The sequence below is a fragment of the Pseudomonas sp. LBUM1641 genome, assembly GCF_059716235.1.
Genome location: NZ_CP166815.1, coordinates 6,442,811 through 6,466,415 on the forward strand (window position 1 = coordinate 6,442,811; position 23,605 = coordinate 6,466,415).

Annotated in this window: 21 protein-coding genes; 14 read left to right on the top strand and 7 right to left on the bottom strand. The window is 60.4% G+C overall.

The window, feature by feature from the left end; translation table 11 throughout:
• Positions 1-22 precede the first annotated feature (22 nt).
• Positions 23-2,410 (bottom strand): PAS domain-containing sensor histidine kinase, encoded by a 2,388-nt coding sequence (locus ACA046_RS29755; protein WP_497675472.1) that lies wholly within the window; start codon positions 2,408-2,410, stop codon positions 23-25.
• Positions 2,411-2,487: 77 nt separating this feature from the next.
• On the opposite strand from ACA046_RS29755, the gene ACA046_RS29760 reads away from it, so the two are divergent.
• Positions 2,488-3,462 carry an alpha/beta hydrolase family protein gene (locus ACA046_RS29760; RefSeq protein WP_497675473.1) on the top strand — a complete coding sequence of 325 codons (975 nt, stop codon included), beginning with the start codon at positions 2,488-2,490 and terminating at the stop codon, positions 3,460-3,462.
• A gap of 179 nt (positions 3,463-3,641) precedes the next feature.
• Here the strand turns inward: ACA046_RS29760 and ACA046_RS29765 are convergent, their stop codons facing one another.
• From ACA046_RS29765 to ACA046_RS29775, 3 genes are read right to left on the bottom strand one after another with little or no spacing between them, the layout of a single operon-like run.
• Positions 3,642-4,409 carry a TerB family tellurite resistance protein gene (locus tag ACA046_RS29765; RefSeq protein ID WP_167664185.1) on the bottom strand — a complete coding sequence of 256 codons (768 nt, stop codon included), beginning with the start codon at positions 4,407-4,409 and terminating at the stop codon, positions 3,642-3,644.
• Position 4,410: 1 nt separating this feature from the next.
• Entirely contained in the window at positions 4,411-5,085 is a 675-nt protein-coding gene (murU, locus tag ACA046_RS29770) for an N-acetylmuramate alpha-1-phosphate uridylyltransferase MurU (RefSeq protein WP_318304024.1), read from the bottom strand.
• Entirely contained in the window at positions 5,082-6,101 is a 1,020-nt protein-coding gene (locus ACA046_RS29775; RefSeq protein WP_497675474.1) for an aminoglycoside phosphotransferase family protein, read from the bottom strand. The genes murU and ACA046_RS29775 overlap by 4 nt, the downstream gene beginning before the upstream one ends.
• Before the next feature lie 130 nt (positions 6,102-6,231).
• Here ACA046_RS29775 and ACA046_RS29780 point away from each other — a divergent pair, with 130 nt between their 5' ends.
• The 11 genes from ACA046_RS29780 to ACA046_RS29830 all read left to right on the top strand — a co-directional run bounded on the left by ACA046_RS29780 (position 6,232) and on the right by ACA046_RS29830 (position 20,296).
• Positions 6,232-9,033, top strand: coding sequence for an LPS-assembly protein LptD (locus ACA046_RS29780; protein ID WP_497675475.1), 2,802 nt, complete (start codon positions 6,232-6,234; stop codon positions 9,031-9,033).
• On the top strand, positions 9,014-10,351 hold the full coding sequence (locus ACA046_RS29785) for a peptidylprolyl isomerase (RefSeq protein ID WP_497675476.1): 1,338 nt from the start codon (positions 9,014-9,016) through the stop codon (positions 10,349-10,351). Before ACA046_RS29780 ends, ACA046_RS29785 begins: the two co-directional genes overlap by 20 nt.
• The gene (gene pdxA, locus ACA046_RS29790; protein WP_497675477.1) at positions 10,348-11,337 is read left to right on the top strand and encodes a 4-hydroxythreonine-4-phosphate dehydrogenase PdxA; all 990 of its coding nucleotides are present in this window, start codon (positions 10,348-10,350) and stop codon (positions 11,335-11,337) included. The genes ACA046_RS29785 and pdxA overlap by 4 nt, the downstream gene beginning before the upstream one ends.
• Entirely contained in the window at positions 11,334-12,146 is an 813-nt protein-coding gene (gene rsmA / locus ACA046_RS29795; RefSeq protein ID WP_076017896.1) for a 16S rRNA (adenine(1518)-N(6)/adenine(1519)-N(6))-dimethyltransferase RsmA, read from the top strand. The genes pdxA and rsmA overlap by 4 nt, the downstream gene beginning before the upstream one ends.
• Positions 12,147-12,252: 106 nt before the next feature.
• Entirely contained in the window at positions 12,253-12,633 is a 381-nt protein-coding gene (gene apaG, locus ACA046_RS29800; protein WP_497675478.1) for a Co2+/Mg2+ efflux facilitator ApaG/CorD, read from the top strand.
• The gene (locus ACA046_RS29805; RefSeq protein ID WP_497675479.1) at positions 12,633-13,484 is read left to right on the top strand and encodes a symmetrical bis(5'-nucleosyl)-tetraphosphatase; all 852 of its coding nucleotides are present in this window, start codon (positions 12,633-12,635) and stop codon (positions 13,482-13,484) included. Before apaG ends, ACA046_RS29805 begins: the two co-directional genes overlap by 1 nt.
• A gap of 33 nt (positions 13,485-13,517) precedes the next feature.
• A complete protein-coding gene (gene glpE, locus ACA046_RS29810; protein ID WP_497675480.1) occupies positions 13,518-13,847 on the top strand; it encodes a thiosulfate sulfurtransferase GlpE in 330 nt (109 codons plus the stop codon).
• 285 nt (positions 13,848-14,132) lie between these two features.
• A complete protein-coding gene (locus ACA046_RS29815) occupies positions 14,133-16,055 on the top strand; it encodes a PrkA family serine protein kinase (RefSeq protein WP_003210999.1) in 1,923 nt (640 codons plus the stop codon).
• A gap of 111 nt (positions 16,056-16,166) precedes the next feature.
• Positions 16,167-17,438, top strand: coding sequence for a YeaH/YhbH family protein (locus tag ACA046_RS29820; protein ID WP_421523768.1), 1,272 nt, complete (start codon positions 16,167-16,169; stop codon positions 17,436-17,438).
• Complete coding sequence (locus tag ACA046_RS29825; RefSeq protein WP_167664177.1) at positions 17,435-18,997, top strand: SpoVR family protein; 1,563 nt, start codon at positions 17,435-17,437, stop codon at positions 18,995-18,997. The genes ACA046_RS29820 and ACA046_RS29825 overlap by 4 nt, the downstream gene beginning before the upstream one ends.
• 63 nt (positions 18,998-19,060) lie before the next feature.
• Positions 19,061-20,296, top strand: a complete 1,236-nt coding sequence (locus ACA046_RS29830; protein WP_497675481.1) for a multifunctional CCA addition/repair protein — start codon at positions 19,061-19,063, stop codon at positions 20,294-20,296.
• Here the strand turns inward: ACA046_RS29830 and folK are convergent.
• On the bottom strand, positions 20,266-20,784 hold the full coding sequence (gene folK, locus ACA046_RS29835; protein ID WP_497675482.1) for a 2-amino-4-hydroxy-6-hydroxymethyldihydropteridine diphosphokinase: 519 nt from the start codon (positions 20,782-20,784) through the stop codon (positions 20,266-20,268). The genes ACA046_RS29830 and folK overlap by 31 nt on opposite strands.
• Positions 20,775-21,128 carry a dihydroneopterin aldolase gene (folB, locus tag ACA046_RS29840; RefSeq protein WP_459024223.1) on the bottom strand — a complete coding sequence of 118 codons (354 nt, stop codon included), beginning with the start codon at positions 21,126-21,128 and terminating at the stop codon, positions 20,775-20,777. The genes folK and folB overlap by 10 nt, the downstream gene beginning before the upstream one ends.
• A gap of 74 nt (positions 21,129-21,202) precedes the next feature.
• On the opposite strand from folB, the gene plsY reads away from it, so the two are divergent.
• Positions 21,203-21,772: a glycerol-3-phosphate 1-O-acyltransferase PlsY gene (gene plsY / locus ACA046_RS29845; protein WP_088423353.1), complete on the top strand. Its 570-nt coding sequence runs from the start codon at positions 21,203-21,205 to the stop codon at positions 21,770-21,772.
• 33 nt (positions 21,773-21,805) lie between these two features.
• On the opposite strand, the gene tsaD is transcribed toward plsY, so the two are convergent.
• Complete coding sequence (gene tsaD / locus ACA046_RS29850; RefSeq protein ID WP_167664174.1) at positions 21,806-22,831, bottom strand: tRNA (adenosine(37)-N6)-threonylcarbamoyltransferase complex transferase subunit TsaD; 1,026 nt, start codon at positions 22,829-22,831, stop codon at positions 21,806-21,808.
• A 203-nt stretch (positions 22,832-23,034) separates the two neighbouring features.
• Here tsaD and rpsU point away from each other — a divergent pair, with 203 nt between their 5' ends.
• Entirely contained in the window at positions 23,035-23,250 is a 216-nt protein-coding gene (gene rpsU / locus ACA046_RS29855; RefSeq protein WP_002551877.1) for a 30S ribosomal protein S21, read from the top strand.
• Positions 23,251-23,605 lie beyond the last annotated feature (355 nt).

Here is a 23,605-nt window from a genome sequence, read left to right on the forward strand (position 1 = left end):
GGATGTCCTCTTCTTTTGGTTATCAATCCAGCGGCACCGTCACGCTCAGGGTGGTGCCTTCGCCCAACTCACTGTCCAGGCTCAGTTGCCCACCCATGATCAGCACCCGCTCGCGCATGCCCACCAGGCCAAACGACACCGGTCGCCCGGGCGCCTGGACGAAACCTGTGCCATCGTCGCTGATGGTCAGCCGCAAGTGCGTGCCCTCCACCACCAGCGTCAGCTCGACAGTATGCGCCTGGGCATGGCGCATCACATTGGTCAGTGCCTCCTGCAGGATGCGGAACAGGCCGATGGCCTTGGCGTCGCTCAGTACCGGCAGGTTATCCGGCACCTGTACCAGGCACGGAATCTGCGTACGGGCTTCGAAACGCCGGGCCTGCCATTCGATCGCCGAGGCAATCCCGGCATCGAGAATCGGCGGACGCAAGGCGGTGGCTACATCGCGTACCAGTTGGAACAGTTGGGCGATCAGGCGCTTCATGCTGTTCAGCCGCTCGTGCAGCCCGGGATCCAGTTGCGCGTAGGTCAGTTCGCACATCGAGGTTTCCAGCTTGAGCACGGTGAGCATCTGCCCCAGTTCGTCGTGCACTTCCCGGGCGATGCGGGCCTTCTCTTCCTCGCGCACGGTTTCCAGGTGCGCCGACAATTCCCGCAGTTGCGCGCGGGAGGCGTCCAACTCCAGCTCGATGCGTTTACTCTCGCTGATGTCCCAGACAATTCCGTCCCAGACCACGGCGCCGTCTTCCAGGCGCCGGGTCACGGCCTTGATATCGGCCCAGCGCTGCTCGCCCAGGCGGGTCAGGATGCGGCCCTGCCAGGCCCAATTGCTCTCGGTCTCGATGGCCTGGTCCTGGGTGCGGTGATAACTGGCGCGGTCGTCGGGATGCACCAGGCTGCGAATACCCATGGCCGGATGGCTGAGCACTTCCGGTGCGTACCCGACCAAGCCCTCGCTGCCCTGGCTGATGTAGGCGAACTCGATCGCCTCGCTGCGCGGCAAACGCTCCAGGCGAAACACCAGCCCCGGCACATTGGCGGCGATCCCTTGCAGCCGCGCTTCACTTTCCTGCAAGGCCGCGAGGGCCCGGCGACGCTCGGTGACGTCGTTGAGGTAGACCACCAGATATTCGCCGTCGGCAAAGCGCAGGAAACTCAGGGACACATCCGCCGGCAATACGCTGCCATCGGCGCGCAGGCAATTGGTCGCAAAACTCTGCGGCCCGTCTTCGCTGGCCCGCGCGCGTTTCCACAGGTTGAGCCAGCGGTCCATGGTCAGCGTCGGGTCGAATTCGATCAGCGGTCGCTCGATCAGGGCGCCGGGAGCGTAGCCGAGCATGGTTTCTGCCGCCTGATTGGCGTAGCGCACATGGCTGTCCCAATTGACCCAGAGGATGCCGACGGTGCTTTGATCGATGGAGAACTGAGTCAGGCGCAAGGCTTCGGCGCCGGCCGCGCGGGCGGCGCTTTCTTCCCGGGCGGCCAGCAGGTTGTGTTCCAGGCCGCGTTGCTGGCGGCGCTGCCAGAACACCACGGCCAGGCTGGCGAGCAATAAGAGCCCCAACAACAGAGTGAGGTTTTGCCAGAAACCGGGCGACTCGGTCACCCGCGGATATTTGGGCTGCAGCCAGCGTGTGTGCAGTTGGTCCAGATCGCGGGCGGGAATCGCGCGCAAGGCGCTTTGCATGATCTCGGCCAGCTCTGGCCAGTCGCGCCGCGTTGCCACCCGCAACAATTGCGGCAGGCCGATATCGCCCACCACGGCAAGACCGGCGAACTCGGTTTCGCCAGACAACCGGCTCAATTGCGCCTCATCCACTACTGCATACCGGGCTTGCTGGCTCACCAGCAATTGCAGGGCCTGGCGCTCCATGGGCACGCCTTGCAGGTTGAGGCTCGGGTAGGTGCTGCGCAGGTAATCCGCCACGGCGCTGGGCATGCGCACGGCGACGCGGGATTGGTCATCGAGTTTCTCCAGGTCTACCGATGTGCCGCCGTCGCGGATCCCGACGATGTGCTGGGGCACGCGCATATACGGATCAGAGAACAACCATAAACGCAGGCCGGCCGGGGTTTGCACCAGGCCCGGGGCGAGGTCGACCTCGCCGTCACGCACCGCCGCCTCCAGTTGCTCCTGATTGGGAAAGTTGCGCCAGGTCAGCTCGATGTTCAGCGCCTTGGCCAGCCATTGCATCAATTCGACGTTGGCCCCGGACAGCCGCTGCAAGCGCCGATCGTATTGGGCATAAGGCGCCTGCAGTACCAGGCCGACCCGCAGGTCCGGATGGTGGTCGAGCCATTCACGCTGGCCGGCGTCAAGCTGCGCCTGGTAACTGACGGGCGCAGGCACGGCGCCCGCGATCAAGGGAAAGCATAAACAGCCGATAACCAGCAGGTAGCGAAAACCCATGATCCACGTCTCATATCACTGACAAATACTGACCAACCCATTAGGCTGCCGGAATCACTTCTGGCCGGAATTCAACGATGCCACTTTCCCACCGTTCGGCACTGCCAGCATTGTGCCTGTCGCTGCTGTTTACCAGCGCCTTTTGTGTCGAGGCTGCCGACACTCCCGCTCCCGTCCCGGAAAAACCGGTGGTACGCCAGCCCTTGCCGGAGCGCAGCCAGGAAGAAGCCAACGCCCTGGAGCGACAAATCCCGCAGCAGGAACAGCAACAGTTGCAGGCGGGCAGCGATTCTTTCCTGGCCCTGTGGAAGCCGGCCAACACTGGCGAACCTGAAGGCGTGGTGATTATCGTCCCGGGCAACGGCGAAAGTGCTGACTGGCCTCAAGCAATCGGGCCGTTGCGCAAGAAATTGCCGGACGCTGCCTGGGGCACCCTGAGCTTGTCGCTGCCGGACCTGACTCTGGACACGCTGCCACCCCGGGTCATCGAATCGCCCAAGGCGGCCGTGGACACCAGCAGCAAAGACGCCAGCACCGTCGCCAAACCCGTGGAGCAAGCCGCCAGCGCCGAAGCCGAAGGCACCGACCCGGCCGTGGTTCCGGGCAACGATGAACAAGACAAGACCGATGCCACGCGGATCTTCGCGCGCATTGACGCCGCCCTCGCCTTTGCCCAGGCCCAGAATGCCCGCAGCATTGTGCTGCTGGGCCATGGCACCGGCGCCTGGTGGGTCGCACGCTACCTGAGTGAAAAACAACCGGCGCAGGTGCAGAAATTTGTGATGGTTGCAGCGCAAACGCCGGCGAGTCGGCAACCCGATCTGCTACAACTGGCTCCGACCTTGAAACTGCCCACGGCAGACTTCTTCTACCAGGACAGCGCCCAAGCAAGCAAAGCTGCCCAGGAACGCTCCCAGGCCAGCAAGCGCTTGAAGAACGGCAGCTACAAGCAGGTGTCCCTGAAGGCTGTCCCCGACAACAGCCCGGCCGGACAAGAGCAACTGTACCGGAGGATTCGCGGTTGGCTGAGCCCGCAAAAACCGGGGGACTGATCGTCAATCTCAAAAACACTGAAGAGTAAAATGTGGGAGTGGCGGTGCGACGATTCGACTTGCTCGCGAATGCGGTGAGTCAGTCACTGTATCTGTTACTGATCCACCGCATTCGCGAGCAAGCCCGCTCCCACAGTTGATCCGGTTTACACCATAAAAAACAGCGGCTCCTGCTTCTGCTAGCGAAAGTCTCGTCTTTCGCGAATCAGCGCATAGGCGTTGTGCAGCTCGCGAGTGCGCTCGGTCGCCTCGCGCACCTGGGCTGGGCTGGCGCCACTGCCGGCAATCTTGTCCGGGTGGTGCCGGCTCAGCAGGCGCCGGTAGGCGCGTTTGATCACCGAAGGCTCAGTGGTCGAGGTCACCCCCAGAATCCGCAGCGCCTCCTGATAGGCCCCGCCACGATTGGCCAACGGTTTGCGCTCGGGCTCGTAGTCAGCCGCCAAAGCCCGGATCTGCTGCACGGTCCAACCCAGCCATTTGCCCCATTGCTCAATCAACTCGCGCTCGGCGGTACTGGCCTTGCCGTCCGCCCAGGCCATGCGCCAACAGGCACGCAGCACACCTTCCGCCGCGTGAGGCTGAGCCTTGAGCACGCCCAAATAACTGCGCACCCGGTCGGAGCCGGACTTGCCCCGGTTGAAGGCGGCAATCGCACGGCGCTGGGCCGGCTCGGACATGTCCAGCGAGCGCATTTCCTGGCGCGCCTGCTGGATATGCCCGTCCACCACCCGGCCGTTGCTCTTGGCCAGGCGGCCGAGCAACACGAACAGCAGTTCGTCATTGCGCAACGCCGGCCGGCCGCCGAGGCGCTCGCGTAACTGAGCCCAGCTTTGCAGCTCCAGGCGCCGGTCCAGCGCCTGGCCCAGCAACGCGCCCAACATGGCCCCCGGAATGCTGGCAATGGCAAAGCCCGCCCCGGCTCCGATCAGAGTCCCTGGCCACAACATCCTAGTGCCCCGCTGTCAGCAGGGTTTCGACTTGCGCGAGGCGCTCCAGCGTCCCGACATCGATCCAGCGTCCGTTCATATGTTCCCCCGTCACCAACCCTTTCGCCATGGCGTCACGCAACAGCGGCGCCAGCTTGAAAGCACCCGCACTGCAACCCGCGAACAACTTCGGGTCGAGCACGGAAATGCCACTGAAGGTCAGGTTATCGGCACCGGGAGCAGCATCATGAAGCGTGCCGTCCTTTATGTAGAAGTCACCGCCGGACGGGTGATGGGGCGGGTTGTCGACCATTACCAGGTGGGCCAGGCCATTCAACGGTTGGTTCAGGCTGGCGAAGTCGTAATCGGTCCAGATGTCGCCATTGACCACCAGGAACGGTTCGTCCCCCAGCAACGGCAAGGCCTTGAAAATCCCGCCGCCGGTTTCCAGCGGCTCGCCTTCGGCCGAGTACTGGATACGTACGCCGTACTGCGCGCCGTCCCCCAGGTAACCTTCGATCTGCTGGCCGAGCCACGCATGGTTGATGACGATATCGGTGAAGCCCGCTTTCGCCAGCGCCTCGAGGTGATACTCGATCAGGCGCTTGCCGCCGGCCTGAATCAGCGGCTTGGGCGTGTGCAGGGTGAGCGGACGCATCCGCTCACCTTTGCCGGCGGCCAGGATCATGGCCTTCATACCACCGCCTCGGCGCGCAGAGTCGTCAGCAATTCACCCAGGGCGCTCAACTCTGGCCGGTCTGCGAGCACCGCCTCTATATAAGCAAAGAAGCGCGGCACGTCCGCCAGGTAGCGTGGCTTACCATCGCGATGGCAAATGCGCGCGAAGATGCCGATCACCTTCAGGTGACGCTGCACGCCCATCAGGTCGCTGGCTCGCAGGAACTCTTCGAAGTCCGACTGCACCGGGATGCCCAGCGCGCCGGCGCGCTGCCAATAACCGCGCTGCCATTCCCGTACGCGGGCTTTCGGCCAACTGAGGAACGCATCCTTGAACAGGCACGTGATGTCGTACGTCACCGGGCCGTAGACCGCATCCTGAAAATCCAGCACGCCGGGGTTCGGCTCACTGATCATCAGGTTGCGCGGCATGTAGTCGCGGTGCACCAGTACCTTGGGCTGCGCCAGGGCGCTGTCGATCAGGTGTTCGCTGACGCGCTGCCACAGCGAAAGTTGCTGCGCGTCGAACTCGATGCCCAACTCCCGGCGAACGTACCATTCAGGAAACAATTCCAGCTCCCGACGTAACAGAGCAACGTCATAGCTGGGCAATGGCGTCTCCATCGGCAATTGCTGGAAAGCCAGCAACGCATCGATGGCATCGGCGAACAATTGATCGGCATTTTGCTCGTCAATCACGTCCAGATAGGTTTTTTTCCCCAGGTCGTTAAGCAAAAGAAAGCCGCGAATCAGATCTTGCGCATAAATTTTCGGAACATTTATTCCCGATTGACCGAGAAAATGCGCGATATCGACGAAAGGTTTGCAGTTTTCCTGGGGGGGTGGAGCGTCCATTACGACAAAACTGCGACCTCCTCCGTCCCACCGGAAGTAACGCCTGAAACTCGCGTCACTGCTGGCCGCAGTCAACGTGGCCGGGGGTACGACACCCCAGCCTTGGGCGGTAAAAAGGCGAGGCAATTGCTCATCAAGCCAGACTTTCAGCTGTTGCAAACGTAGATCTTGGTCGGGCATTACAAGGGTCTCCGACGGCGCTAGCCGTCAAGCGGGTCATGCTTTATTATCACGCATCTTTTTCAGACCATCGAGAGGCGTGCGGCCCACACCGCGGGCAGATGGCACGCAGGAAGCCCGGACTAATAAGATGGCATTGAAATCCCCCGCGTTTCGTAGAAAATTTCCGTTGCTGGTAACCGGCAGTCTGCTGGCCATGCAACCTTTCGCCACCTCATTCGTGGTCGCCGCGGAACAGTATGACTGCTCAGTCTCTGCTTCGGGTGCCTGGGATTGCGCGCCGAAGACGGCCGCAGCCCCGCTGCCACCGCGCCCGGTGCATGACGGCAGTGCCGTCAGCTCCGCCAGCAGCACGCCGCAAGGCGAGTCTGCTGGCACTGCCGAGGCCGTGCCGCAGACCACATTGGTCACCGAAGCCAAGGGCCGCGGCCTGCGTTCGCGCAGCGCCGACTACAGCCATCTGGACTGGGTCCCTCGCGAGAAGCTCACCGCTGCGCAACTGGCCGAAACCGGCCCGTACTGCTCCGGCGCGTACATCGAGCCGATCCGTCCTGGCATGAACGACAAGACGAACAAGAGCGACGCACCGACTTTCATCGGCGCCAAGGTCTCTCGTTACGAGCAGGAACAGCAGGTTGCCTCCCTGGCCGGTGACGTCGTCATGCGCCAGGGCAGCATGCAGGTCGAGGCCGACGAGGCCAACCTCTACCAGGCCGAGAACCGTGGCGAGCTGAACGGCAACGTCCGTCTGCGCGACAACGGCGCCCTGCTGGTGGGCGACCACGCTGAAGTCCAACTGGACACCGGCGCCGCCAAGGTCGACAACGCCGAATACGTGATGCACAAATCGCGCATCCGCGGCAACGCGCTGTACGCCAAGCGCGCCGAGAACGCGATCATCCGTCTCAAGGACGGTACGTACACCACCTGTGAGCCGAACAGCAACGCCTGGCAGCTCAAGGGCAACAACATCACGCTCAACCCGGCGACCGGTTTCGGTACGGCGACCAACGTGACGTTGCGGGTCAAGGACATTCCGATCCTTTACACCCCGTACATCTACTTCCCGATCGACAACCGTCGTCAATCCGGCTTCCTGCCGCCGAGCTTCAGCACCGGTGGCGAGACTGGCTTCACGCTGGTTACGCCGTACTACTTCAACCTGGCGCCGAACTACGATGCCACGTTGTACCCGCAATACATGACCAAGCGCGGCATGTTGATGGAAGGCGAATTCCGCTACCTCACCAAGTCCAGCGAAGGGCAGTTTGGCGGCGCGTACCTGAACGACGATAGCGACGAGCGAAGCAAGCAGACCGACTCCGAAAAAACCCGTTATATGCTCAATTGGCAGCATAGAGGTGGGCTGGATTCACGCTTGTCGACACTGGTTGATTACACCAAGATCAGCGATCCGTTCTACTTCCAGGACTTGAAGTCCTATCAGGAAGGCGTTCAGAGCCAGGACTTCCTGAACCAGCAGGGTACTGTGACTTACCGTGGCGACAGCTATCAGGCCGCTGTGAACTTGCAATCGTACCAACTGGCGACGATTTCCCAGATCACTCCGTATGATCGGCTACCGCAAATTACATTTAACGGTACCCTCCCGTTTCAACCGGCCGGACTGAACTTCTCCTATGAGACAGAAGCCGTCAGGTTTGATCGTGACCTGCGCAGCGGTACAGTTCGTGACCAGGATGGTGGCCCGTTTAATGCGGATGGCACCATTGGTGAGAAGCGCCTGGACGAAAACGTAACAGGTCTGACCCGTGCAAACGGTACTCGCCTGAACGTTGCGCCAGCCGTCTCTTACCCGATGAACTGGAGCTACGGCTTTATCACGCCGAAGTTGAAGTACGTCTATACCAAGTACGACTTGGATCTTGATGGTAAAGGCAAGGACCAAATGGCCCTGGCCGGCCAGACATTTAATAGCTCGCAAGATCGCTCCGTACCTATCGCCAGCATCGACAGCGGGCTGTTCTTCGACCGCAAAACCAATTGGTTCGGTAAAGACTACAACCAGACCCTCGAACCTCGTGCGTTCTACCTCTACGTACCGAATAAAGACCAAAGCGAGATCCCTGTTTTCGACACGAGCGAAAACTCGTTCAGCTTCTCCTCGCTGTTCCGGGATAACCGCTTCAGCGGCTCCGACCGTATCGGTGACGAGAACAAGCTGTCCTTTGGCCTTACCAGCCGCTGGATCGAAGAAAACGGCTTCGAACGTCAGCGCGCTTCCATCGGCCAGGCGATGTACTTCAAGGATCGTGAAGTTCAATTGCCAGGCGTCGACGCCAAGACGCGTGATGATGCTCACTCCAACGTTTCGCCAATTGCGCTTGAATACGAGTTCCGCTTCAACCGCGACTGGCGCGCCACGGCCGATTACAACTGGGATACTGACAGCCATAGTCCCCGCTCCGGCAGCGCGATGTTCCACTACCAACCGGAAGACAACCCGAACAAGGTCGTCAACCTCGGCTATCGCTATCGCAACGACCAAGTGGTCTACAACCAACTGACCGGCAAATGGCAGTTTGGTGGAGACTTCGGCCAGGAAGGTGATCCGAACTTCGTGAAGGATTACTACAAAATCCAGCAACACGACTTCTCGATGATGTGGCCGATCGTTCCACAGTGGAACCTGATCACCCGCTGGCAGTATGACTATGCCCGCAACCGTACCCTGGAAGCCTTCGGTGGTTTCGAGTACGACAACTGCTGCTGGAAACTGCGCGTCATCAACCGTTACTGGGTTTCCAACGACGAATACAGCCAGATCGCCCCACAGAACGAAAAGGGTGACCACGGGCTCTTCCTGCAAATCGTCCTTAAAGGACTCGGCGGCCTGACCGGCGCCAAGGTAGAGAGCTTCCTCGACAAAGGCATTGAAGGTTATCGTGAACGTGAAGACCAAGCTTTCTGATTGTCTGCGCCCGCTGATGCTGGGCGCGCTGTTCCTGGGTACTGCCGCAGCTCACGCTGCGGTTCAACCGCTGGATAAGGTAGTGGCCATCGTCGATAACGACGTGATCATGCAGAGCCAACTGGACCAACGGGTCAAGGAAGTTCAGCAAACCATCGCCAAGCGTGGCGGCGGCGTACCGCCGACCAGCGTGCTGGACCAGCAGGTGCTTGAGCGCCTGATCGTTGAAAACCTGCAATTGCAGATCGGCGATCGCTCCGGCATCCGTATCAGCGACGAAGAATTGAACCAGGCTGTCGGCACCATCGCCCAGCGCAACAACATGAGTGTTGATCAGTTCCGCGCGGCCCTGGCCCACGACGGCCTGTCCTATGAGGACGCCCGTGACCAGATTCGCCGTGAAATGATCATCAGCCGTGTGCGTCAGCGCCGTGTGGCCGAGCGGGTTCAGGTGTCCGAGCAGGAAGTGAAGAACTTCCTGGCCTCTGACCTTGGCAAGATGCAGCTTTCCGAAGAACTGCACCTGGCCAACATCCTGGTTCCTACCCCAGACAGCGCCAACGCTGAACAGCTCAATGCTGCCGCGGCGAAAACCCAAGCTATTTATGACCGGCTCAAGCAAGGCGCTGACTTTGCTCAGATGGCCATTGCCCAGTCCGGCAGCGACAACGCCCTCGAAGGCGGTGACATGGGCTGGCGTAAAGCCGCTCAACTGCCACCACCGTTCGACCGCGAGCTGAGCACCATGGAAGTGGGTGGCATCACCCAGCCTGCGCGCACGCCAGGCGGTTTCATCATCCTCAAGTTGCTCGACAAGCGCGGCGGCGAAGAAGCCCAGATGAAGGACGAAGTTCATGTTCGTCACATCCTGGTCAAGCCAAGCGAAATCCGTACCGAAGCCCAAACCAAGGAACTGGCCCAGAAGATCTATGACCGCATCGAAAGCGGCGAAGACTTTGCCACCCTGGCCAAAAGCTTCTCGGAAGACCCAGGCTCAGCCCTCAACGGCGGCGATCTGAACTGGATCGATCCGAAAGCACTGGTTCCAGAGTTCCAGGACGTCATGGCCAAGACTCCGCAAGGTGTACTGTCCAAGCCGTTCAAGACCCAATATGGCTGGCATGTGCTGGAAGTCCTTGGCCGTCGCGCCACTGACAACACCGCCCAGGCCCGCGAGCAACAAGCCCTGACCGTATTGCGTAACCGCAAATACGACGAAGAGCTGCAAACCTGGTTGCGTCAGATCCGTGACGAAGCCTACGTAGAGAACAAGCTTCCTGGCGCCGACCAAACAGGCACCGACCAGGCAGCCCAGTGAAACCCAAGCGTTTCGCATTGACACCCGGCGAGCCGGCCGGCATTGGTCCTGACCTGTGCCTGCTGCTCGCCTCGCAACCCCAGCCACACCCCCTGATTGCCATTACCAGCCGCGACCTGCTCCTTGAGCGGGCCGCGCAACTGGGCGTGGTTGTCGATCTGCTGTCGGTGGGGCCGGGCAACTGGCCTGATCTGCCTGCGCCAGCCAACAGCCTGTACGTATGGGATACCCCGCTGGCGGCCAAGGTCGTCGCCGGGCAACTGAACAAGGCCAATGCAGCCTTTGTTCTGGAAACCCTGACCCGGGCTGGCCAAGGCTGCATCGACGGGGATTTCGCCGGGATGATCACGGCGCCCGTGCACAAGGGCGTGATCAATGAATCGGGCATCGCCTTTTCCGGGCATACCGAATTCCTCGCCGAGCTGACCCACACCGAACAAGTGGTAATGATGCTGGCAACGGGCGACCTGCGGGTGGCCCTGGTGACCACTCACCTGCCTCTGCGGGAGATTGCCGACGCCATTACCCCCGAGCGCCTGGAGCGTGTCACACGCATCCTGCACGCCGACCTGCAACAGAAATTCGGCATCGCCCAGCCACGCATCCTGGTCTGCGGGCTCAACCCCCACGCCGGTGAAGGTGGCCACTTGGGCCATGAAGAAATCGACATCATCGAACCAACCCTGGAGCGTCTGCGCCTTGAGGGCATGGACCTGCGCGGCCCATTGCCTGCCGACACTCTGTTTACCCCCAAATATCTGGAGCACTGCGACGCAGTGCTGGCGATGTACCATGACCAGGGGCTGCCCGTGCTGAAGTACAAAGGCTTCGGCGCCGCCGTCAACGTGACGCTGGGCCTGCCGATCATCCGCACCTCCGTCGACCATGGCACCGCCCTGGACCTCGCCGGCAGCGGCAAGATCGATACCGGCAGCCTGCACGTGGCCCTGGAAACCGCCTATCAGATGGCCGAGACCCGTATATGACCGAGCATTACCAACACCGGGCGCGCAAGCGTTTCGGGCAAAACTTCCTGCACGACGCTGGCGTGATTGATCGCATCCTGCGCTCCATCCACGCCAAGCCTGAAGACCGCCTGCTGGAAATCGGCCCGGGCCAGGGTGCCCTGACCCAAGGCCTGCTGAAGAGCGGCGGCCAGTTGGACGTGGTTGAGTTGGACAAGGACCTGATCCCGATCCTCAACCAGCAGTTCGCCGGCATGCCCAATTTCAACCTGCACCAAGGCGATGCGCTGAAGTTCGACTTCACCAGCCTCAATGCGGCGCCCAACAGCCTGCGGGTGGTCGGCAACCTGCCGTACAACATCTCCACCCCGCTGATTTTTCACCTGCTGAACAACGCCGGCATCATCCGCGACATGCACTTCATGCTGCAAAAGGAAGTAGTTGAGCGTCTCGCTGCGGGTCCTGGCGGTGGTGACTGGGGTCGCCTGTCGATCATGGTTCAGTACCATTGCCGCGTAGAGCACCTGTTCAACGTCGGCCCGGGCGCGTTCAACCCGCCGCCGAAGGTCGACTCCGCCATCGTGCGCCTGGTGCCTCACGCGGTGCTGCCGCACCCGGCCAAAGATCACAAATTGCTTGAGCGCGTGGTACGCGAAGCGTTTAACCAACGCCGCAAGACCTTGCGCAATACGCTGAAGGCTTTGCTTAGCAACGCTGAAATCGAAGCCGCCGGCGTCGACGGCAGCCTGCGCCCCGAGCAGTTGGACCTGGCCGCCTTCGTGCGCCTGGCTGACCAGCTCGCCATTCAGCCTGCACCAGCGGCCGAATAAGTAGAGTCGGGCGCGGCCAGACAGCATGTCTGGCCTAGTGCCCACCACTTGGCCTAGACTGATCGGCATCCGCTGTTCCCCCGCTTTTGCTTTTAAGGCCTCTTGCATGTCCGATCCTCGTTATCAGATCGACGTCAGCGTCGTCACCCGCTTTCTGGCGGAACAATCGCAACCCGAGCAGAACCGCTTTGCGTTCGCCTACACCATTACCGTGCAAAACAATTGCGAGCTGCCTGCCAAGCTGCTGTCGCGCCATTGGGTCATCACCGACGGTGACGGCCAGGTCGAGGAAGTCCGCGGCGCCGGCGTGGTCGGCCAACAACCGCTGATCGCCCCCGGCAAGAGCCACACCTACAGCAGCGGCACCGTCATGACCTCCCGCGTCGGCAACATGCAAGGCAGCTACCAGATGCTCGCCGACGACGGCAAACACTTCGACGCCATCATCGCCCCGTTCCGCCTCGCGGTACCTGGAGCCCTGCACTGATGGCGACGTATGCCGTCGGTGACCTGCAAGGCTGCCTGGAACCGCTCAAGTGCCTGCTCGACCGCGTGGCCTTCGATCCTGCCAAGGATCGCCTGTGGCTGGTAGGCGACTTGGTCAATCGTGGCCCGCAATCCCTGGAAACCCTGCGCTTCCTTTATGGCATGCGCGACTCCCTGGTGTGTGTGCTGGGCAACCATGACCTGCACCTGCTGGCGGCCGGCAATAACATCGAGCGTCTGAAAAAGGGCGATACCCTGCGGGAAATCCTTGAAGCACCGGATCGCGCCCAATTGCTTGACTGGCTGCGCCGGCAAAAGATCATGCACTACGACGAGAGTCGTGACATGGCCTTGGTGCATGCCGGCATTCCACCGCAGTGGACGCTGAAGAAAGCCCTCAAGTGTGCAGGCGAAGTCGAAGCCGCCTTGGCCGACGACAACCTGTACACGGCTTACCTGGATGGCATGTACGGCAACGATCCGGTGAAGTGGGACAACGAACTCACCGGCGTCGCGCGCCTGCGGGTAATCACCAACTACTTCACCCGCATGCGCTTCTGCACCGCCGAAGGCAAACTGGACCTCAAGAGCAAGGAAGGTGCCGACACCGCGCTGCCCGGCTACAAGCCCTGGTTCGCCCACAAGGAACGCAAGACCCGTGAAACGAAGATCATCTTCGGCCACTGGGCAGCCCTGGAAGGCAAATGCGATGAACCCGGTGTATTCGCCCTCGACACCGGCTGTGTGTGGGGCGGCGCGATGACCCTGATGAATGTCGACACCGGCGAGCGCTCGAGCTGCCAGTGCGACTCGCCCATCCCCGACCAACTGCAGGCCACGGCAAAGCGCTGAGCCGCGCTTTCATACAGGCCAAAGGAGCCCGCCATGACTGAATTCAAACGTATCCCTCCCGAGCAAGCCCAGGCCTTGCGCGAAAAAGGCGCAGTGGTTGTCGACATCCGCGACCAGCCCACCTACATCGCCGGCCACATCAGTGGCGCCCAGCATCTGGACAACCACAACATCGCCGACTTCATCCGTGCCGCCGACCTCGACGCGCCAGTGATTGTGGCGTGCTACCACGGCAACTCCAGCCAAAGTGCGGCGGCCTACCTGGTGAGCCAGGGTTTCTCCGACGTGTATAGCCTCGACGGTGGCTTTGAGCTATGGCGTGCGACCTATCCTGCAGAAATTGCCGCAGGCGACGCGCAATAATTTTTTTCAAACCCCGCTACCCCGCGTGACGCTTGGCCTCGCGCCGTTTCTGACGAACGGCGCGGCCAAACTAATTTCGTATCGCGCCTTGACCTCCCTGATTCCGAACTATCCTTAAGCGCAGGCCATCCAAAACAGGGGAGAGCCGGTACACCGGCGTACGGGTCATCGGTAGCGTTTCAGGGTGTTCTGGGGGGAAAACAGCCATTGGTGTCCACCAATGACTGCCAGCATCGACTGATTGATCCGGCGTCGGCTCCACGTATCGAGCGAGGTGACGACGTCATGAGTATTTTTAGCCACTTCCAACAACGCTTCGAGTCCACCCGCCAGGAAGAGCTCTCGCTTCAGGAGTATCTCGAACTGTGCAAAAAGGACCGCAGCGCCTACGCGTCTGCCGCTGAACGCCTGCTGCTGGCGATCGGCGAGCCGGAGCTGGTGGACACCGCAGCCAATTCGCGACTGTCGCGAATTTTCTCGAACAAGGTGATCCGTCGCTACCCGGCCTTTGAAGACTTCCATGGCATGGAAGAATGCATTGACCAGATCGTCTCGTATTTCCGCCATGCCGCCCAAGGCCTGGAAGAGAAGAAACAGATCCTCTACCTGCTCGGCCCCGTCGGCGGCGGTAAGTCGTCCCTGGCCGAGAAGCTCAAACAACTGATCGAGAAGGTGCCGTTCTACGCCATCAAGGGCTCGCCGGTGTTCGAGTCGCCCCTGGGGCTGTTCAACGCCACGGAAGATGGCGCGATCCTCGAAGAAGACTTCGGTATTCCACGGCGCTACCTCAATACCATCATGTCGCCGTGGGCGACCAAGCGCCTGGCCGAATTCGGCGGCGACATCAGCCAGTTCCGGGTGGTGAAGCTCTATCCATCGATCCTCAACCAGATCGCCGTGGCCAAGACCGAACCCGGTGACGAGAACAACCAGGACATCTCGGCGCTGGTGGGTAAGGTCGATATCCGCAAACTCGAAGAATTTCCGCAGAACGACGCCGATGCCTACAGCTACTCGGGCGCACTGTGCCGGGCCAACCAGGGCCTGATGGAGTTCGTGGAGATGTTCAAGGCACCGATCAAGGTGCTGCACCCACTGCTCACCGCGACACAGGAAGGTAACTACAACAGTACCGAAGGCCTGGGGGCGATTCCGTTTACCGGCATCCTGCTGGCCCACTCCAACGAATCGGAATGGCACACCTTCCGCAACAACAAGAACAACGAAGCCTTCATCGACCGGATCTACATCGTCAAGGTGCCGTACTGCCTGCGGGTCAGCGATGAAATCAAGATCTACGACAAGCTGCTGTTCAACAGCTCCCTGGCCAAGGCCCATTGCGCGCCTGACACCCTGAAGATGCTGGCCCAGTTCACTGTGCTGTCGCGCCTCAAGGAGCCGGAAAACTCCAACATCTACTCGAAGATGCGGGTGTATGACGGCGAAAACCTCAAGGACACCGATCCGAAGGCCAAGTCGATCCAGGAGTACCGTGACACCGCGGGTGTTGACGAGGGCATGAACGGCCTGTCGACACGCTTTGCGTTCAAGATCCTGTCCAAGGTCTTCAACTTCGACCCGCACGAAATCGCCGCCAACCCGGTGCACCTGCTCTACGTGCTGGAACAGCAGATCGAACAGGAACAGTTCCAGGCTGAAACCCGCGAGCGCTATCTGCGCTTCCTCAAGGAATACCTGGCACCGCGCTACATCGAGTTCATCGGCAAGGAAATCCAGACCGCGTACCTGGAGTCCTACAGCGAATACGGCCAGAACATCTTCGACCGCTACGTGCTGTACGCAGACTTCTGGATCCAGGACCAGGAATACCGCGACCCGGAAACCGGCGAGATCCTCAACCGGGTAGCCCTCAACGAGGAACTGGAAAAGATCGAAAAACCCGCTGGCATCAGCAATCCGAAGGATTTCCGCAACGAAATCGTCAACTTCGTGCTGCGCGCCCGGGCCAACAACAACGGCAAGAACCCTACCTGGCTCAGCTACGAGAAGCTGCGGGTGGTCATCGAGAAGAAAATGTTCTCCAACACCGAGGATCTGCTGCCGGTCATCAGCTTCAACGCCAAGGCCAGCAAGGAGGATCAGCAAAAACACAACGACTTCGTCACTCGAATGGTCGAGCGTGGCTACACCGACAAACAGGTACGACTGCTCTCCGAGTGGTACTTGCGGGTCCGCAAATCGCAGTAAGGCAGCGACAAGCGTGCATGCCAGGCTCCCGGTACGCCGGACAGCCTGGCAATTGACCGCTTGTCTTTAAGCTTGAAGCTTGTAACTTGAAGCTGCCCGGAGGGCTCCTACATGAGCTATGTGATCGACCGACGTCTCAATGGCAAGAACAAGAGCACGGTAAACCGCCAGCGTTTCCTGCGGCGTTACCGTGACCACATCAAAAAGGCCGTCGAAGAGGCCGTCAGCCGCCGCTCCATCACCGACATGGAGCATGGCGAACAGATCAGCATTCCCGGACGCGACATCGATGAACCGGTGCTGCACCACGGCCGGGGCGGCAAACAAACTGTCGTGCATCCCGGCAACAAGGAATTCACCAGCGGCGAACATATCCAGCGGCCTCAAGGCGGCGCGGGCGGCAAAGGGCCGGGCAAGGCCGGCAACTCCGGCGAAGGCATGGATGAGTTCGTGTTCCAGATCACCCAGGAAGAATTCCTGGAGTTCATGTTCGAAGATCTGGAACTCCCCAACCTGGTCAAACGCAACCTGACCGGTACCGACACCTTCAAAACCGTGCGCGCCGGGATCAGCAACGAAGGCAATCCGTCGCGGATCAACATCATCCGCACCCTGCGTTCAGCCCATGCGCGACGTATCGCCTTGTCTGGCAGCAGCCGCGCGAAGCTGCGGGATGCCAAGGTGGAACTGGAGCGCCTGAAACGCGAAGAGCCGGACAACTTCGGCGATATCCAGGAGATCGAAGCCGAAATCGCCAAACTCAGTGCGCGAATTCACCGCGTGCCGTTTCTCGATACCTTCGACTTGAAGTACAACCTGCTGGTCAAGCAACCCAATCCCAGTTCCAAGGCGGTGATGTTCTGCCTGATGGACGTGTCCGGTTCCATGACCCAGGCGACCAAGGACATCGCCAAGCGCTTCTTCATCCTGCTGTACCTGTTCCTCAAGCGTAACTACGACAAAATCGATGTGGTGTTCATCCGCCATCACACCAGCGCCCGGGAAGTCGACGAAGAAGAGTTCTTCTACTCGCGGGAAACCGGCGGCACCATTGTTTCCAGCGCCTTGAAGCTGATGCAGGAAATCATGGCTGAACGCTATCCGGCCAACGAGTGGAACATCTACGCCGCCCAGGCCTCCGATGGCGACAACTGGAACGACGACTCACCCATTTGCCGCGATATCCTGATCAATCAGATCATGCCGTTCGTGCAGTACTACACCTACGTCGAAATCACCCCGCGCGAACACCAGGCGCTGTGGTTCGAATACGAGCGCATCAGCGAAGCCTTCGCTGACACCTTCGCCCAGCAACAATTGGTCTCGGCCGGCGATATCTATCCGGTCTTCCGTGAACTCTTCCAGCGCAGGTTAGTGACATGACCGCCAAAGAGCATAAGCGCCAACCCATATCCACGGGGTCCGAATGGACCTTCGAACTGATCCAGGCCTATGACAAGGAAATCAGCCGCATCGCGGCGGGTTATGCCCTGGACACCTACCCCAACCAGATCGAAGTGATCACCGCCGAACAGATGATGGACGCCTACGCGTCCGTGGGCATGCCCCTGGGTTATCACCACTGGTCCTACGGCAAACACTTCCTCAGCACCGAAAAGTCCTACACCCGCGGCCAGATGGGCCTGGCCTACGAAATCGTCATCAACTCCGACCCGTGCATTGCCTACCTGATGGAAGAAAACACCATCTGCATGCAGGCACTGGTGGTAGCCCATGCGTGCTACGGGCATAACAGCTTTTTCAAGGGCAACTACCTGTTCCGCACCTGGACCGATGCCAGCTCGATCATCGATTACCTGGTGTTCGCCAAGCAGTACATCATGCAGTGCGAGGAGCGCCACGGCATCGATGCAGTGGAAGACTTGCTCGATTCTTGCCATGCGCTGATGAACTACGGTGTCGATCGCTACAAACGCCCGTACCCGATTTCCGCCGAAGAAGAACGGCTGCGCCAGAAGGACCGTGAAGAGCATCTGCAAAAGCAGATCAACGACCTGTGGCGCACCATACCCAAACGCGCCGGCAAGAACAGCGACAAGGACAATGCGCGCTTCCCCGCCGAACCTCAGGAAAACATCCTGTACTTCATCGAAAAGCACGCGCCGTTGCTGGAGCCCTGGCAGCGGGAAATCGTGCGGATCGTGCGCAAGATTGCCCAGTACTTCTACCCACAACGCCAGACCCAGGTGATGAACGAAGGCTGGGCCACGTTCTGGCACTACACCCTGATGAACGACCTGTACGACGAAGGCCTGGTGACCGACGGCTTCATGATGGAGTTCCTGACGTCCCATACCAGCGTGGTCTATCAACCGGGCTTCGACAGCCCGTATTACAGCGGCATCAACCCGTATGCGCTGGGCTTTGCCATGTACCGCGACATCCGGCGCATGTGCGAACACCCCACCGAAGAAGACCGCCGCTGGTTCCCGGAGATTGCCGGCAGCGATTGGTTGTCGACGATCAAGTTCGCCATGAGCAGCTTCAAGGATGAAAGCTTCATCCTGCAGTACCTGTCACCTCAGGTGATTCGTGACCTGAAGCTGTTCAGCATCATGGATGACGACCTCAAGGATGACCTGCTGGTGCCGGCGATCCATGATGAGCCGGGTTACCGCACCATCCGCGAAACCCTGGCAGCGCAGTACAACCTGGGCAACCGTGAACCCAACGTGCAGATCTACAGCATCGACGTACGTGGCGATCGCTCGCTGACCCTGCGCCATCAGCAGCACGACCGCAAACCGCTGGGAGAGTCCACTGAAGAGGTCCTCAAGCACCTGCACCGACTGTGGGGGTTCGATATTCACCTGGAAACGCTGCAAGGCGACCAGGTTATGAAAACCCACCATGTTCCGCCCCGCAACGAACACAGCGACAATGATTACGGCCGGCTGGACCTGGCCATCGTGCATCTGTGAAACGGCAAAGCCTCCATTGGCGGGCCGCAGGCGTTATCCTGTGCCGCTAATGGAGGCTTTTTCATGCAAATCTACAAAGTCGGCGGTGCGGTGCGTGATCGCCTGCTGGGTATCCCCGTTACCGATGTCGACCGTGTCGTAGTCGGCGCTACCACTGAAGAAATGCTCGCCCTGGGCTACAAGCCCGTGGGCTCGGATTTCCCCGTCTTTCTTGACCCGAAAAACGGCGATGAGTACGCCCTCGCCCGCACAGAGCGCAAGAGCGGCCGGGGTTATGGCGGCTTTGTGTTTCACGCGAGCCCCGAAGTTACCCTGGAAGAAGACCTGGTCCGCCGCGACCTGACCATCAATGCGATGGCAGAAGATGACGACGGCAACCTGACTGATCCCTACCACGGTCAGCGCGATCTGAAAGAGCGCATTCTTCGCCACGTTTCCCCCGCATTCGCCGAAGATCCTCTCCGAGTCCTGCGCGTTGCCCGTTTTGCTGCGCGATACGCAGGCCTGGGTTTTACCGTCGCGCCAGAAACCCTGGAGCTGATGCGCGAACTCAGCGATTCAGGCGAGCTGGAAGCCCTGACGCCTGAGCGCAGCTGGAAAGAAATTTCCCGCGCCCTGATGGAAAATCAGCCACAGGTATTTATCCAGGTACTACGCGATTGCGGCGCGTTGAAAACCCTGATGCCTGAAATCGACGCGCTGTTCGGCGTGCCACAACCCGAAGTCCATCACCCCGAGATCGATACCGGCATCCACACGCTGAGCGTGCTGGAGCAGGCGGCCATCCACGCCCAACCGCTGACCGTGCGCTGGGCCTGCCTGCTGCACGACCTGGGCAAAGGCCTCACGCCTGTGGATAAGTTGCCGCAGCACATTGCTCATGAGCATCGCGGCCTGCAGTTGATCAAGGCGGTGAATGAGCGCTTCAAGGTACCAAGGGATTGCCAGGAACTGGCGCTGCTGGTGGGCGAATATCACACCCACGGACATCGCGCACTGGAGCTGAGGCCTGCAACTTTGCTGGAGTTGCTGCAAAGCTTTGACATTTACCGTCGCCCGCAGCGCTTCGAGGAGTTTGTGGTGGCGTGCGAGATGGACGCCCGCGGCCGCAAAGGCCTCGAGCAGAGAAGTTATCCACAAGCGGATTATTTGCGCGGCGCGGCGCTCGCCGCACGGGGTGTCGCGGTCGCACCGCTACTGGAACAAGGATTCAAAGGTCCCGACCTGGGTGAAGCACTGAAACGCGAACGGCTCAAGGCTCTGAAAGCCTACAAGAGCACATCCGGCGTTAACGGCTGATTCCGCCACTCGAAAGCGACCGGCGCCAGTACCTGGTCGATTTGTGCATCTTGCCAAAGCGCGGCAAATGTCTTGCCCGCCTCAGGGTGCACACGCTCCGACGCCATCAGCGACAGCGGCCACAGCACAAACGCATTCTTCAGGATTTCGGCCCGCGGCAGAATCAGGCCATCGAAGTTACCGACCAAGTCGCCGTACAGCAGCACGTCGATATCCAGCGGCAAGCCCTTGCGATCCGGGGCATAGCGGCCATTGTCGGCCTCGATAAACTTCAGTCGACGGTCCAGTTCCATCAGCGGCAGGTCGGTATACGCCGACACCACCAGATTGAAGAACGGCCCGCTCTTGATGCCCACCGGCTGGCTTTCAAACACCGCCGAACAGCGCAGATCCGTCAGGAAAGCCGCCAGCGCATCGAGGCCAGCGCGTAAATGGGCCTCACGCTCGATATTGCTGCCAAGACCAAGGTAAACCTGAGTTAGCGACATCCGCGCTCGATCTCCACGCCCACGCCCTTGGCTGCCGGAACGGCGCCGGGCTTGGTCAGTTTGAGGTGCAGCCAGGGAATCTGGAATTCACTCATCAAGACTTCGGCCAGGCGCTCGGCGAAGGTTTCCACCAGTTGGAACTGCGCCTGCTCGGCAAAGGCCTGGATACGCGCGGACACGCTGGCGTAGTCCAGCGCCAGGGTCAGGTCGTCACCGGCAGCAGCCGGGCGGTTATCCCAGGCGAAGCTCAGGTCCAGGCGCAGGCATTGCCGGATCCCGCGCTCCCAGTCGTAGGCCCCGATCACGGTGTCGACTTCCAGGCCATCGATAAACACTCTGTCCAAGCACTCTTCTCCGCTGCACGACAAGGGCGCAATGCCCCGTTAGAATCAGGGCGTCCTCGCCCGGAATAGTTAGCATGTTTTGGTTACTGGCGACTCTCGCCTACCTGCTCGGCTCGCTGTCCTTCGCCATCTTGCTCAGCCGCCTGACGGGAAATCCCGACCCGCGAATGAGTGGCTCAGGCAATGCCGGCGCCACCAATATGTTGCGCCTGGCCGGCAAGAAACTCGCCGTACTGACGTTGTTCGGCGACGTCTGCAAGGGCCTGTTGCCGGTGCTGATCGCCGATCTCGCCGGGCTTTCGCTGCAACAGCAAGCCTGGATCGGCGTCTGCGCGGTGCTCGGCCACCTGTTCCCGCTGTACTTCCGCTTTCGCGGTGGCAAGGGCGTTGCGACGGCGGCTGGCATGCTGCTGGGCATCTACCCACCGGCGGCGCTGCTGGCCATCCTGGCCTGGCTGCTGACGTTCTACCTGACCCGCACCAGCTCGCTGGCCGCATTGATCGCCACACCGCTGACCCTGCCGTTGCTGGCCTGGCAGGAGCCGGCGGCGCTGGTGCCGATGAGCGTGCTCACGCTGCTGATCGTCTGGCGCCACCGGGGCAATTTACGCGACCTGTTTGCCGGGCGCGAACGGCATTTTTAAATACGTCCGGTGAACCTGGTTCACGTTCGCCGGTTACAGCGGCGGCAGTTGCTCCATCGGCCAGCGTGCCTGCACGCTGATTGCCAGGCTTTCATGCTGCCCGGCCTGCAAACGCTGGCAACCGGCATAAGCGATCATCGCGCCGTTATCGGTACAGAATTCGGGGCGGGCGTAAAACACGTCGCCCTTCATGTCGCCGAGCATTTTCTCCAGGGAGCTGCGCAACGCCTTGTTCGCGCTGACGCCACCCGCGATCACTAGGCGCTTCATGCCCGCCTGCTTCAGGGCCCGCTTGCACTTGATGGTCAAAGTCTCCACCACGGCCTGCTGGAACGCCAGCGAGATGTCGCAACGGGCTTGTTCACTGTCGTCTCCGGCGCTGACGCTCTGCTGCCATGTATTCAGGGCAGAGGTTTTCAAGCCGCTGAAGCTGAACATCAGGCCAGGGCGATCGCACATCGGACGCGGGAAGGTGTAACGCCCTGCCACGCCTTTTTCCGCCAGCCGCGCAATTTCCGGACCGCCGGGATAATTGAGCCCCATCATTTTCGCGGTCTTGTCGAAAGCTTCACCGGCAGCGTCGTCCAGGCTTTCACCCAGCAGCGTGTATTGACCGATTCCGTCGACCTGAACCAGCTGTGTATGGCCACCTGAAACCAACAAAGCGACGAACGGGAACTCTGGCGGGTTTTCTTCCAGCATCGGTGCCAGTAAATGGCCTTCCATGTGGTGCACACCGAGGGCCGGAATGCCCCAGGCAAATGCCAGCGCCTGGGCGCAAGAGGCCCCAACCAGCAGGGCTCCGACCAATCCCGGGCCTGCGGTATAGGCAATGGCGTCGATCTCGGTCGGCACGCAGCCGGCCTCGTCCAATACCTGGCGAATCAATGGCAGCATGCGTTTCACATGATCACGGCTGGCCAGCTCCGGCACCACGCCACCATAGGCGCGATGCAGGTCGATCTGACTGAACAGTGCGTCGGCCAAAAGCCCGCGTTCACTGTCGTAAAGTGCGACACCGGTTTCGTCGCACGAGGTTTCTAATCCCAGAACTAGCATGGGTTTGCGCCTTGTAGAGGCTGAATTCGAAGGCGCGCATAATAGTCGCCGCTCCCCCTCCCGACTAGCGGTTTTCGATCAGAGGCTTTGCATTCCGGGCAATGAGGGGTTAACATCCGCAACCCTTAAAAACCGACGACCTCAGCCGCGAATTTTTTGCGACGAGAACGTTGATTCCCGGTAATGAAAGAAGGTAGCTCTGGATGCCAGCCGTCAAAGTAAAAGAGAACGAACCCTTCGACGTAGCTCTGCGTCGTTTCAAGCGCTCCTGCGAAAAAGCCGGTGTTCTGGCTGAAGTTCGTAGCCGCGAATTTTACGAGAAGCCAACTTCTGAGCGTAAGCGTAAAGCAGCAGCCGCTGTTAAGCGTCACGCCAAGAAAGTTCAGCGCGAGCAGCGCCGCGCCGTTCGTCTGTACTAATACACAGACGTTCGTAGCAAGCTTCTGCCAAGCCCGGCCCTCAGCCGGGCTGTTGGCATTTGCGGATATCGCTTGATGCTTCACCGTTGAGGCCGCACACGCGACTGAAACGAACTGCTTCACACGTCAGGACTGGCTCTTTTGCCAGCGGTGCACGTCTCTTCTGACGAGCCTAACAAGGCTACTGACGAGCACACTTATTTTTTAACAGACGATCAACAGGTCGGCTGCGCCCATCGATGAGCTTCCGAGGCCCGCACATGGCCAAGACCGGACTCCCGGGCAACATTTCTACGCCGGGCACTGATCGGAACTAACGTCAGTGAATGTTCGGCAGATACACTTCCTGACAGAC